At 41.3% G+C, this 12,021-nt stretch carries 13 protein-coding genes; 5 read left to right on the top strand and 8 right to left on the bottom strand.

Annotation, left to right across the window (positions count from 1 at the left end; all coding sequences use genetic code 11):
- Nucleotides 1-4: 4 nt before the first annotated feature.
- From pdhA to ggt, 7 genes are all read right to left on the bottom strand, one after another.
- Entirely contained in the window at nucleotides 5-988 is a 984-nt protein-coding gene (gene pdhA / locus C6W21_RS01720; protein ID WP_106049070.1) for a pyruvate dehydrogenase (acetyl-transferring) E1 component subunit alpha, read from the bottom strand.
- A gap of 182 nt (nucleotides 989-1,170) precedes the next feature.
- Nucleotides 1,171-2,202: an alcohol dehydrogenase catalytic domain-containing protein gene (locus C6W21_RS01715; protein ID WP_106049069.1), complete on the bottom strand. Its 1,032-nt coding sequence runs from the start codon at nucleotides 2,200-2,202 to the stop codon at nucleotides 1,171-1,173.
- Entirely contained in the window at nucleotides 2,199-2,645 is a 447-nt protein-coding gene (locus tag C6W21_RS01710) for a hypothetical protein (protein WP_003211419.1), read from the bottom strand. The genes C6W21_RS01715 and C6W21_RS01710 overlap by 4 nt, the downstream gene beginning before the upstream one ends.
- A gap of 61 nt (nucleotides 2,646-2,706) precedes the next feature.
- Nucleotides 2,707-2,985: a PTS sugar transporter subunit IIB gene (locus C6W21_RS01705; RefSeq protein ID WP_003212259.1), complete on the bottom strand. Its 279-nt coding sequence runs from the start codon at nucleotides 2,983-2,985 to the stop codon at nucleotides 2,707-2,709.
- A 19-nt stretch (nucleotides 2,986-3,004) separates the two neighbouring features.
- Nucleotides 3,005-4,378, bottom strand: a complete 1,374-nt coding sequence (locus tag C6W21_RS01700) for a PTS galactitol transporter subunit IIC (protein WP_106049068.1) — start codon at nucleotides 4,376-4,378, stop codon at nucleotides 3,005-3,007.
- Nucleotides 4,379-4,431: 53 nt separating this feature from the next.
- Nucleotides 4,432-4,899: a PTS sugar transporter subunit IIA gene (locus C6W21_RS01695; RefSeq protein WP_106049067.1), complete on the bottom strand. Its 468-nt coding sequence runs from the start codon at nucleotides 4,897-4,899 to the stop codon at nucleotides 4,432-4,434.
- A gap of 528 nt (nucleotides 4,900-5,427) precedes the next feature.
- Nucleotides 5,428-7,179: a gamma-glutamyltransferase gene (gene ggt, locus C6W21_RS01690; RefSeq protein WP_106049066.1), complete on the bottom strand. Its 1,752-nt coding sequence runs from the start codon at nucleotides 7,177-7,179 to the stop codon at nucleotides 5,428-5,430.
- A 227-nt stretch (nucleotides 7,180-7,406) separates the two neighbouring features.
- Here ggt and C6W21_RS01685 point away from each other — a divergent pair, with 227 nt between their 5' ends.
- From C6W21_RS01685 to C6W21_RS01665, 5 genes are all read left to right on the top strand, one after another.
- Nucleotides 7,407-7,865: an ASCH domain-containing protein gene (locus tag C6W21_RS01685; RefSeq protein WP_106049065.1), complete on the top strand. Its 459-nt coding sequence runs from the start codon at nucleotides 7,407-7,409 to the stop codon at nucleotides 7,863-7,865.
- Between the two features lie 206 nt (nucleotides 7,866-8,071).
- Entirely contained in the window at nucleotides 8,072-8,689 is a 618-nt protein-coding gene (locus C6W21_RS01680; RefSeq protein ID WP_003212390.1) for a DUF47 domain-containing protein, read from the top strand.
- A gap of 15 nt (nucleotides 8,690-8,704) precedes the next feature.
- Entirely contained in the window at nucleotides 8,705-9,703 is a 999-nt protein-coding gene (locus C6W21_RS01675; RefSeq protein WP_106049064.1) for an inorganic phosphate transporter, read from the top strand.
- Nucleotides 9,704-9,849: 146 nt separating this feature from the next.
- Nucleotides 9,850-10,620: a type II toxin-antitoxin system SpoIISA family toxin gene (locus C6W21_RS01670; RefSeq protein ID WP_106049063.1), complete on the top strand. Its 771-nt coding sequence runs from the start codon at nucleotides 9,850-9,852 to the stop codon at nucleotides 10,618-10,620.
- Nucleotides 10,589-10,765, top strand: coding sequence for a type II toxin-antitoxin system SpoIISB family antitoxin (locus C6W21_RS01665; protein WP_106049062.1), 177 nt, complete (start codon nucleotides 10,589-10,591; stop codon nucleotides 10,763-10,765). Before C6W21_RS01670 ends, C6W21_RS01665 begins: the two co-directional genes overlap by 32 nt.
- 220 nt (nucleotides 10,766-10,985) lie before the next feature.
- Here the strand turns inward: C6W21_RS01665 and C6W21_RS01660 are convergent, their stop codons facing one another.
- Nucleotides 10,986-11,885 (bottom strand): N-acetylmuramoyl-L-alanine amidase, encoded by a 900-nt coding sequence (locus tag C6W21_RS01660; protein WP_106049061.1) that lies wholly within the window; start codon nucleotides 11,883-11,885, stop codon nucleotides 10,986-10,988.
- Nucleotides 11,886-12,021 lie beyond the last annotated feature (136 nt).

Below are 12,021 nucleotides of genomic sequence, written 5' to 3'. Positions count from 1 at the left end.
CTAATTAGGCGTATACATCCTCTAATAGTGTATCGATTGACGGTTCTTTACTGTTTTTAGCAAATTCTACAGACGCTTCAATTTCCTGCTTCGCTTCTTCCTGTAAGACCGCTGCCTGCTCTTCTGTCAAAACATTTAGTTCAATCAAGAGAGACTTAAAGCGCTTAATTCCGTCTTTTTGTCTCCACTCTGTTTCTTCTTCACGTGTACGGTATTTTTTCGCATCACTCTTAGAGTGGCCCTTCCAGCGATACGTTTTCATTTCAATGAGTGATGGACCTTCTCCAGCTCTTGCGCGGCTGACTGCTTCATCTACTGTGTTCATAATCTCGACCATGTCATTTCCATCAATCGATTTTCCTGGTATTCCGTAGCTTTCTGCTCTTGTTGAAATGTCTTCAATGTTGACCATTTCTTTCACAGGGCCAGACATGCCGTACTGGTTGTTTTCACAAATGAACACAACAGGTAAGTCCCAAATGGATGCAAGGTTTAGTGCTTCATGAAAGCTGCCTTCATTTGTCGCACCATCTCCGAAGAAACAAAGAACAACAAAGCCTTCCTGTTTCATTTTAGATGTAAGCGCCGCGCCTGTTGCAAGCGGGATCCCGCCGCCAACGATTCCATTTGCACCAAGGTTCCCTTTTTCTAAATCAGCAATATGCATCGAGCCGCCTTTTCCTTTACAATAGCCAGTCTCACGTCCGAATAGTTCTGCCATCATTTTATTGACCTCTGCACCTTTTGCAATACAGTGACCATGTCCACGGTGCGTGCTGATGATCTTATCTTCGTCCTTTAATACGGCAATTGATCCAACAGCTGACGCTTCCTGTCCGACACATAAATGAGTGGTTCCATGGATAAGTCCTTTGGCAAAGAATTGATCGACCTTTTCATCAAAATATCTCACTAACCACATTTGTTTATATAAATCTGCTAATCTCTCATGACTAATCTGTTCAGGCAAAGTGATTTGTTTTTGCATTTCTTCTCTCCCCTTTACATTTGTTCTTATATGTTACATTTGTAATTATCATACGTTTAAGTATCATTGAAGTCAAGCATTTCTCTTTCATTTTTAAGCGTTTTCATCTTTTATCAGAAAAAAAGAGAAAGGCAAAGCCCTTTTCTAAAGAACTTCTCTTTCTCTTCCAATCTAGTGCGCCCTCATTCATCTGGATACATCATGATTTTGACACTCTCACCTTCAGGATGACTTGCGCATTCTATTGCCTGAAGGAGCTGACTTAACGGATAACGATGCGTCACCATCTTTTCTGTATTGACTACTTTTGCTCTTAGAAGTTCAAGGGCTTCGAGATAATGATAAGGATGTGAGGAATAGGCTCCAACTACTTTCACTTCATCATGGAAAAACCGATCAGCCGGAATGGAGACGTCTCCCTTTGGAAAATGAGCAAACACTAAAATCGTTCCACCTCTCGCTACCGCTTGAAACGCTTCTTTTAAAAGCGCACTACTCCCAACAGAAATAATGACGAGGTCTGCTCCCTTTCCATTTGTTTCTCTCATGACCCGGTCTTCCACCGGCTCAGAGGCAGGATGAAAAGCGACGTCTGCACCTAAATTTCTCGCTTGCAGCAGCCGGTTCTCATTCACATCCGTTATCATCACTTTCCCAGCCAAGTAATGCTTGGCAAGCTGTAGTTGAATACAGCCAATTTGCCCCGCTCCAAGGATCAGCACAGAATCTCCTGGATGAACAGGTGCTCGTTCAAACCCGTGCAGGCAGCAGGCGACTGGCTCCACCATCGCCCCTTGCTCATATGAGACGTCATTCGGGAGCTTGCCCATTGTGTGCTTGACATGCAAAGCAGGTACGCGGATATACTCTGAAAACCCGCCTGGCTCTACATTAGTGGCTGCAAACTGCGGACACATTGTATAAAATCCCTTTTGACAAAAGTCACAGGTGAAGCAAGGTACATGGTGCGCAACATAAACCCTGTCTCCCGTTTTTATATTTGTTACATGCTTTCCAGTTTCAACAATATCACCAGCGATTTCGTGCCCTAGTACCGTTCCTGGAGGTACCGTCTCATGTGTTGCTTTGTAAATATCTGTGCCGCATAAGCCGCAGGCACGCATTCTTAATAGCACTTCATCATCACCAATCGCAGGCCGGTTCCGCTCCTCATACCGAATGTCCTCTGAAGAATAAAAGACAGCTGATTTCATGTAGCTGCATCCTCCTTTTCATCACCTTTCGCAAAATCCTGCAACGTTTGCACAAGCTGCTTGTACTCACTCATCTCACTGGATATCCAGTAACGTCCTCCAAATATGCGAGATGGACCCACCCTGACATAAACTTTTCCGATATGAGGGTATGGCTTGATAAAAAGCTTTCCTTTAATATCAGAGACCGCATATGTGTGCCATCTGCCAAAAGCTCCGATTTTGAGTTTATCTTCACTAATGATGACGTTTGTCGGCTGGTTCAGTCCAGTGATGCTAGAAAGCATGAGGATAGGCAGCGTATAAACGCCTAACACAGCTAACGGTTCAGGTCCTGCTGACATTAACGTATAAAGAGACCAAAGAAAAAACAGACAGATGAGTACGGCTGGAAGAAAAATAGACAACACTGCAGACGTTCGGCTATAAGCATGATGCTGCATGAGACGTCCTCCTTTCAGATATATAAAAGGAGCCGGGAAAGCTCCTCCATGGAATGATTGTTTACTTAATATGATCGATGATTTTTTCAATATCATCTTCAATGCCAAATCCGGTTAAAAAGGATAATGTTTGAATCACAGGCGTTCCTTTCGTATCACTCACTGGTGTTGTCGTTACGATTAAATCGGCGCCCTCCGCTTTTTGCGGGACTTCAGATGCCTTGCACTGTTCAACCACGACATCATATCCTTTTTCCTTTAACGTCTCTTCGACCTTTTTGGCAACAACCGTTGATGTTGCAACCGCTGTTCCGCATGAAACCAATATTTTCTTTGCCATAAGAATCCCTCCAGCTCTTTTATTGATCTTTCTGATCTAAGCCCATTTCTTTCGCATACTGCTTTCTAATATCATTTCGCACCCAGTACCATAGAAGCGCATAAGCCAGAGCACAGATGATGGCTGCAATAAAGTACGGGTTGCTCGGATCAAGAAGTCTCACCATGATCCAAGGAATGACGTGGGAACCAAGGTCAATACCTGAAATCATATTGGCTCCTTCTGGGAAGTCAAACCCGACTGCTTTCCCCATTGTTGTCGCAAGCGGTGCGAGATTCGTTGCGATAAAGAAGACAATCATTAATGTAAAAATACTGTTAATAAGACCGCGAATAATGTTTCCACGAGCGGCTGCTACTGCCCATACAACTGTAAATGGAAGAACCGATAAGTCTGCAAACGGGAGCATGCCATTGTAAGGCAGAACGACAGCAAGTAAAATCGTAATCGGCACCATAAGAAGGGCTACCGCCATATTCGCCGGATGTCCAATCACAATCGCTGTATCTAAACCAATATAGACATTTTTCCCAGGGAAGCGCTTTTGAATATAAGAACGTGCGCCCTCAGAGATTGGAATAAGACCTTCCATTAATAACGCAACCATTCTTGGCATTAGTACAAGAACTGCTGCCATTTGAATACCAAGCGTCATGACGCCTTTCGCATCATAGCTGCCTAAAAGACCAATAATGATACCAAGTATGAGACCCATCACAAGCGGTTCGCCAAAAATGCCAAAACGTTTCTTCAATGTTTCTGGATCAGCATGAATTTTGTTTAAGCCAGGGATCTTATCAATGACGCGGTTGGACGCATACATAAGCGGCGCGAAGTTGACCGTTTCAGCATGAGCCATCGATACGCCTTTTAATCCAAAATGGTGTTCGATTGTCGGTGCCGTCCAATCGGCTAATTTAAGCGTGATAGCAGAGACGATCAAACCAACAGCAAGTGCCAAGAACATATTATGATAAGCGTAGTAAGTAACAGAGGCTGCGAAAATCAAATGCCAGAAATTCCAAATATCCACATTCAGCGTTTTCGTAAAGTTAACGGACAATAAAATGACATTTAACAAAAGCACAAGAGGAATCATCAAAGGGGCAACGGGTGTACCAAAGGATATAGCAGCTCCAATCGGCCATCCAACATCCAAAATATCGAGCTTTAGCCCAAGGGAATTAACCATGGCTTTTGCTGCTGGTCCAAGGCCGCTCACAAGCAAATTAATGACAAGATTGACACCGACAAACCCAATGCCGATCGTAATACCGGCTCGGAAGGATTTCTTAAAGCCTTGCCTTAAAATCATACCGAAAATCGTCATAATAATCGGGAGCATAATAGTTGGCCCAAGGTCTAATATAAAATCGACAGCTTGCTTGATCATACATCCACCTCCTGAATTTTTCAGATAAAGCGCTTACATTTTTTTGTGAAAGGCTATTGGTTTAATTCTTGCTTAAGCACGTCAACCGCTTCTTCATACGATGTCATGTGAGACAGCCTCGTCATCACTTCTTCTTTTCTAAAAAGTGTCATGAGCTTCTCTAACATCACGAGCTGCTTACTAGGTTCAGAGATTGCTAGGACGAACACAATTTTGGCTAGCACGGTTTCATCAGGGCTCCCCATCTTGTGAAACATAACAGGTTCCTTTAAAGTGGCTACACTTATCGCAGGTTTGTTCACATGCTCAGGATCTGTATGTGGAATCGCTACCCCAAAGGTCGCAAGTGGAAGGCCTGTAGGATATGTTTTTTCTCTTTCAAGCACTGCTGGTAAAAAGCTCGATTTAATGTATCCTCCGGCTTCTAATCGCTCTGCTAAATATGTGGTCACCTCCTCTCTCGAAGATGCATCGTACTGCAGCTTGATCAGCTGTTCATCTAACTCAAACAAGTTGTTCAAACAACCACCCCTTTCATTTGGAATAAATATGAACACATGTAACAAAAAGAAAGAACATTTTGGAATAGAGCCTTTTATAAAGCGCTTACAATTATACATCCCGAAAAATGTTCAATGCTGTTACCTTTGTAAAGATATTATAATATTCGAAATTATAAGTCAATGTTCCTAGGAAAATTTTTATAAAAAAGATGCAGTCTTTGCTGCATCTCTCTTCAAATACGCGTTAAATATGACTTCTTCTATCTAAAAACTCAGATACAAATCGATTCGTTAACTGAACAACCTCTAAAAGCTCGGTACCCGCTCTTTGATGTCAGCAGCAACCTTGTCATTCATACGCGCAAAAAAGACCCTTAGCCATTGAAATACATCACAGTCCTGTACTTCAAATGGCCAAGAGCCTTCGGTTGTCTGATCAGCTATGTATGATTCAAACTATTCTCAGGTTTCAGCTCTGTTTTCCTTATATTTAGACAAAAAAGAAACGCCATCCTCAAGAGGCGCTTCTTTTCCCGGGAAATGTTCTTAATCGGCAGAGAGCTTTAAATTGACGCCAACGGCAGTTCCGTTTCTCGAGGAGTCAGCCACTCCAGTAAAGGTTCCTGCTTTTCGATCAATGAGTAGTGCTTGAACATTTCCTATATCAATAGGCGAACTGCCAAAACGATGCCCCATATCATTAAGCTTTGTTCTCACATCGAGAGGGACACCTACTTCATAACGATAAGAAGTTGGACTGTTTGTATAAATTCTTGGTTCTTCAACTGCATCCTGAAGCTCCATGTCATATTCAAGCAAATTTAAAATGGTTTGTGAAACAGAAGCAATGATGGTCGTTCCTCCCGGTGATCCTACTGTCATGACAGGCTTATTATCTTTAAAAATGATGGTCGGTGTCATACTGGACAATGGTCGTTTATTCGGCTGAACTTCATTTGCTCCGCCGGGTCTTGCATCAAAATCTGTTAGTTCATTGTTTAAGAAGAAACCATATTCCGGGACGAGAATCCCTGTACCAAATAACTGTTCAATGGTTGTCGTGAATGACACTATATTTCCCCACTGATCAGCAACAGTAAAATGTGTGGTCTCACCAATGGTTTTATCTTCTGGCTGCGGGACAATAGGGGATGGGTTTTTTTCATCCTCATACGCCCATGGATCTCCTTCTTTAGGGTTACGATTCATTTGATCTAATTGAATAAGAGAGGCTCTTTCTGAAATGTAATCATCGTCTAATAGTCCGTTTAGTGGAACATCTACGAATTCGGGGTCGCCGGCATATGCAGCACGGTCAGCATAGGAGAGATGCATTGTTTCAGCAAGCAGCTGATATTTTTCGAATGATTTGGGGTCATATTGAGATAGGTTAAAGTGATCAAGTATTTTGAGCATTTGTAGCATAAACACCCCGCCTGAGCTTGGTGGAGGCATACTTGCAAGCTGGTATCCTTTATAGTCTCCCCAGATAGGCTTGTCAGTCTCGACCTCATAACGAACAATGTCATCAGTTGTCATCGTCCCGTCAAAATCTTGGACTGTATTTGCAAGTGCCTTTGCTACTTTTCCTTCATAAAATGCTTTGCTTCCTTTTTTTGCAATGAGCTTAAATGTTTTTGCAAGACCTGGCTGAACTAGGAGGTCCCCTTCTTTGAGCGGCTGACCATCTGGAAGAAAAATTGGTGCAGCGGCCGTTTTTTTCAATTTTCCTTGATGATCATCAATGGCTTTTGCCAGGACAGAATCGATTTCAAATCCATCCTCTGCAAGCTGAATGGAAGGCTCGATCAATTCCTTCATCGAGCGGGTTCCCCACTTATCTAAGGCCGCCTCAAGACCTTTCACAGTCCCTGGAACACCAACAGCATTACCGTGTGTGGATCGCTCAGCGAACGGGATGACTTCCCCCTCATCTGTTAAAAACATGTCTGGTGTTGCGCCTTGTGGTGCTCTTTCTCGACTATTGATGATGGATGTTTCTTTTGTCTTCCCATCATAAACCATCATAAATCCTCCGCCGCCAATTCCAGACATCATTGGCTCTGTCACATTCAGTGCGTACTGAATGGCAACAGCAGCGTCAACAGCGTTACCACCTTTCTTTAATACATCAGCACCGACTTCTGATGCGAGCGGATGGGCAGTAGCCACCATGCCATCTTTCCCAACAGCTACTTTATTCCCATGAGTTTCGTTTGCAGTGACCTGACTGACAGGCAGAAAAAACGAGAAAACCAACAGACATATGGACAAAACAGTTAGAGAAATGCGTTTCATACACAACACCCCTTCCATATTCTTACTTTGACCATACCGACTTCTTGACCAGAATACAATAGATTATTCTAAAATTTCTAAAATTTTCATTATATCTTCCTATATTCATCAAATATAATGCGGATTTTCAAAACATATGACACACTTAATAAGTAGGGATAAAGACATAACACTTCCATGTCTTTGATTTCACGGTATAATAAACGCATCACAAAGGGGGAAGAATGATGAATCACAAAAGCACCTTATTTTGGGAAAAATATTGGGAAGAAAAATCAGAAAGTGCACCAATTGACGTGTCTGTTTCCGCTTGGGCATTTGGAGCAGACCCAGATCATTTGCTTGACCTTGTTTTGCAAGGGAAAAAAACAGCCACTTGTTCTGGACACCTTTTTTACGAAAAGGAACAGGAGCCGCTTCCAAAGGCAGGACAATATGCTGTCATTTTGGACAGCCATGACGAACCAAGAGCCATCATAGAGATCACGCATGTAGATGTCATGCCAATGAATGAGGTTCCAGAATCATTTGCACAAGCAGAAGGTGAAGGCGATCTTTCATATAACTATTGGTACAGAGCCCATCAAGAATTTTTTACAGAAGCACTCAAACCGTACGGATTAGAATTCAAAGAAGACATGCTCCTAGTTTGCGAGCGATTTAAACTTGTTTATTCAGCTTCTTAAGCTTTAAGCGGCGCCAAAAATGGACCGCTTTTTTCATTTCTTTTCTCCTTTCTGAAAAAGGTGTGTTGAGAACACTTCTTTAGGTCAGAATAAGATCAAATAGAAAAAGTGAAGAAATTTTCGACTACACCTGTTTTTTTTCGACAAAAGAATATATAATTATTTGATGTGTGCATTGTCTCATTTATACAATGGAGGGTTTTTACATGTTAAAAAGGAAAAAAGACAAGTTTTCCGTCTTGTTAACGGAAATTGCTAAAAATTTAGATGAAACTGCTGAGTATTTTGTTAGCTATAAAGTAACAAATCAAACCACTCTGAAAGAATTTTCTGACACATTGAAGGAATATGAGACAAAAGGTGATAATCATGTTCATACTATGATTAAAGAGCTGAACAAAGCCTTTATTACACCGATTGAACGTGAAGACATACTTCAATTGACGAATAGCCTCGACGATGTTTTAGATGGAATTGAGCATTTTTCAGCGACAATGGAAATTTATTCAATGACAAGCTCTGACGAACATATCGACAAATTCAGCCACTACATCAGAGAATGTGCAAAGGAAATTTTAATTACAATTGATTTACTGGCTGAAAATCGCTTAAAAGATATTCAACCACACGCAATCAAAATCAAAGAGATCGAGCATAATTGTGACAATCTTTATCGTAAATCACTAAAGAACTTATTTGGAAAAGAAACTGATCCAATCAAGGTCATTCAATACAAAGAAATTTACGAAACACTTGAAGAAATCGCTGATTCCTGTCAAAGTGTTGCCAACAATCTAGAAACAATCATTATGAAGAATGCGTAACGGGGTTAGTTAAACATGGACACATTACTCATCCTTACCATATTTATTGTCATTTGTGCACTTGCTTTTGATTTCATCAACGGATTCCACGATACAGCAAATGCCATTGCCACTTCGGTTTCAACAAAGGCGTTAAAGCCTAGACATGCTATTATTATGGCAGCGTTCATGAACTTCTTAGGAGCAATGACATTTACAGGTGTGGCAAAGTCCATTACAAAAGACATAGCAGATCCTTTTACACTTCAAAACGGTTCTGTCGTCATTTTGGCTGCTTTAATTGCGGCCATTACTTGGAACTTGCTTACTTGGTATTACGGGATTCCGAGTAGTTCTTCGCATGCACTGATCGGATCAATTGCAGGAGCTGTTATTGCCTCTGCTGGTTTTGGCGCTTTAAACTATTCGGGGTTCATTAAAATCATTCAAGCACTATTGCTTTCACCTATCCTAGCTTTCGTATTGGGATATATCGTGTATACCATTATCAAAATTATATTCAGAAACAACAATCTCGCAAAAACAAATAAACAATTCCGACGTGTTCAAATTTTAACTGCTGCACTGCAATCGTATACCCACGGAACAAACGATGCGCAAAAAGCGATGGGAATTATTACGATGGCTTTAATTGCAGGTAATTTGCATACAACAGATGACATTCCTTTCTGGGTACAATTCTCTTGTGCGCTTGCAATGGGACTAGGTACTTCTATTGGCGGCTGGAAGATTATTAAAACAGTCGGCGGTAAAATTATGAAAATTCGTCCAGTAAACGGAGTATCTGCCGACTTAACGGGTGCAGCTATTATCTTCGGTGCGACATTTATTCACTTACCTGTTAGTACCACTCACGTGATCTCATCTTCTATTCTAGGTGTAGGTTCTGCACACAGAGTAAAAGGAGTAAACTGGGGTACGGCAAAACGCATGCTTGTCACTTGGGTGATCACATTACCGATTTCGGGAACTCTAGGGGCTCTTATATACTTTGTGTTAAATGCGATGATTTAATATCAAAGACCTGTCTGACAGGTCTTTTTTTATTTGCCCGCACACTTCAACACCTTATTCCTACAAACCATTTTTTCATGAAGCAGGGTTTCCAATCATATCCATAGAAATAAATAAGTATCCAGCTGTCTATGGGAGAGAAGAACATGCTATTATTTTTTCAATTGACCGTGTGGTTATTGCTAGGTGCTCTTGCTGTATATGTATTTGCCGTATGGCGATTTGAACAAAAAGTAAAAGAAAAGATGTTTGCCATTCGTAAAACGTGGTATTGGATTTATGTAGCTGGTGCTGTTGTGTACTGGACAAATGACCCTTCTTCAATCTTCACCGATTGGATGCACTACTTGATTATTGCCGTTTTTTTTGCATTAACCGATGCATTCATCTTTCTCAGCTCCTATATTAAAAAACTCGGAAATCACGAACTGGAAACCGACACCCACCAACTCCTAGAACAAAATAACGATCTACTTCATTCTTACCTCAATAAGCTAAAAACGTACCAATACCTATTGAAAAACGAACCGATCCATGTATATTATGGAAGTGTAGAGGCATATATAGAGGGAATTGAGCGGCTCATTTATTCTTTTGCCGATAAGATGAATATTCAAGCGGTTCTTTGTCCATACGATACGCAGGAACAAAAAGATGACCTGCTGCGGACACTTGACCAGCGAGCTCTTATTCAGGCGAAGCTTGACAGGCAGGAAGTCTATTATGATGATTTCGGCAAATTGGTGCTCATCCCGTTTTCTGTAGCAGATGATCACTTTGTCATTAAGCTCACCTCTGATGAGATTGTCACTGAGTTCGACTATTTATTAATGACGTCACTTACAACAATTTATGATCTAATCTTGCCTGACGAAGAGGAAGGTGATGAAGATGGACCACGCACTTCAAGGGGATAGCAACAATCGCAAGAAAAACCCTTTTAAGATTTTAAAGAAAAAGCGCCATATCAGTATGGCGGATTACAAGGTAAGCCCCCATACAGAGCGTATTTTTAAAAAGAATGAACAGCTCTTGGATGAGTATAAAAATAAAAGGGCTTGATTACACTAAAGGACGCGGAACAAAAATCCGCGTCCTTCTTCCATTTTCACATAGACTTGCATACAATAATCTATACGCTGAACGATTGAGGTGCCAATAAATGAAAAAGAAAATCAAACAATTGAGATATGTTCAGTTTGCTGAATATAAGTCGTCGCCTTATATTCTTCGATTAAATGAACAAAGTGAAGCAGTTATCCAATCATACAAACAGAAACACTCACTGATTTAACAGCTTCAGAAGTTTTTCCTTCGTTTTAGGTCCGTATACCCCATCGCTTGTCAGACCATTTATCAGCTGAAAACGCGCTACAGCGTTCGCCGTTTTTTCTCCGTAAACTCCGTCTATTCCTTTATTTGCAGCTGCTTTATCAGGATAAAAATAAACAGCAGCAAGCGCTTGTTGGACGAGTCGTACGTGCTCTCCCTTTGTCAATGGAGAAGTCACCTTTAAAACCCCATCTGGCAGCTCATACATGCTCTTTGCATCGTTACGATAAATTTTGAGAACCTGTCCAATTTGAATCTTATTCGGATCACTAATGTCATTCCACTCCTGTAAATCTTGAACTGTGACCCCGTGAGCTTTTGCAATACTCGTTAACGTATCCCCGCTTTTAACGACATACGTGATGACCGTCTCCGGATCTTCTGCCGTTTCAATTCCTTTTTTAAATTCACCCCATGTAGAAAGAAGCTGGCGTGGACATGCTTTTCCAGACCAATGCTGATGTGTGACCACGTTTGCTATCGGAATGTGATGTTCTTTTAATAGCTTTTGAATAAGCCATTGTGCATGTTTCACCGCTTGCTGAAAATTCCCATCTTCATTCTCACAAATTTCAATTCCGATCGACTTCCGGTTACCATTCCCATGTCCATCCCCTGCATGCCAGCCGTTTTCATTTAACGGCAGATGCTGAAAGATTTCATGATCATCCACTGTAAAATGCCAGCTCACCTCTGTCGCTGGGCGTTTTACATAGGCCGCATGACTTTTCGCATCCGCTCCCTTTGACGTGTTTGCTGTGTTATGCACCGTCACATACTCCGGTGTCATCGCATATCCTGGCCGGTTTCCGTTTCCTACTGGAATAAAATCTTGATAAATTTGTACCATGTTCTGCACTCCCTTTTGCTAGATTGAATTGATCTTTCTCATCAATCGGTGGCGTTCGTAAGACGATACTTGTTTGTTTTCATGAGAAGATTATGGTAAAATTCAAATTCAATCCACTTTTTTTAGTAGTGGAAAG

This window comes from Bacillus sp. NMCN1 (assembly GCF_002998085.1).
Taxonomy (GTDB): Bacteria; Bacillota; Bacilli; order Bacillales; family Bacillaceae; genus Bacillus.
This window is presented reverse-complemented; position numbering and strand designations above follow the sequence as displayed.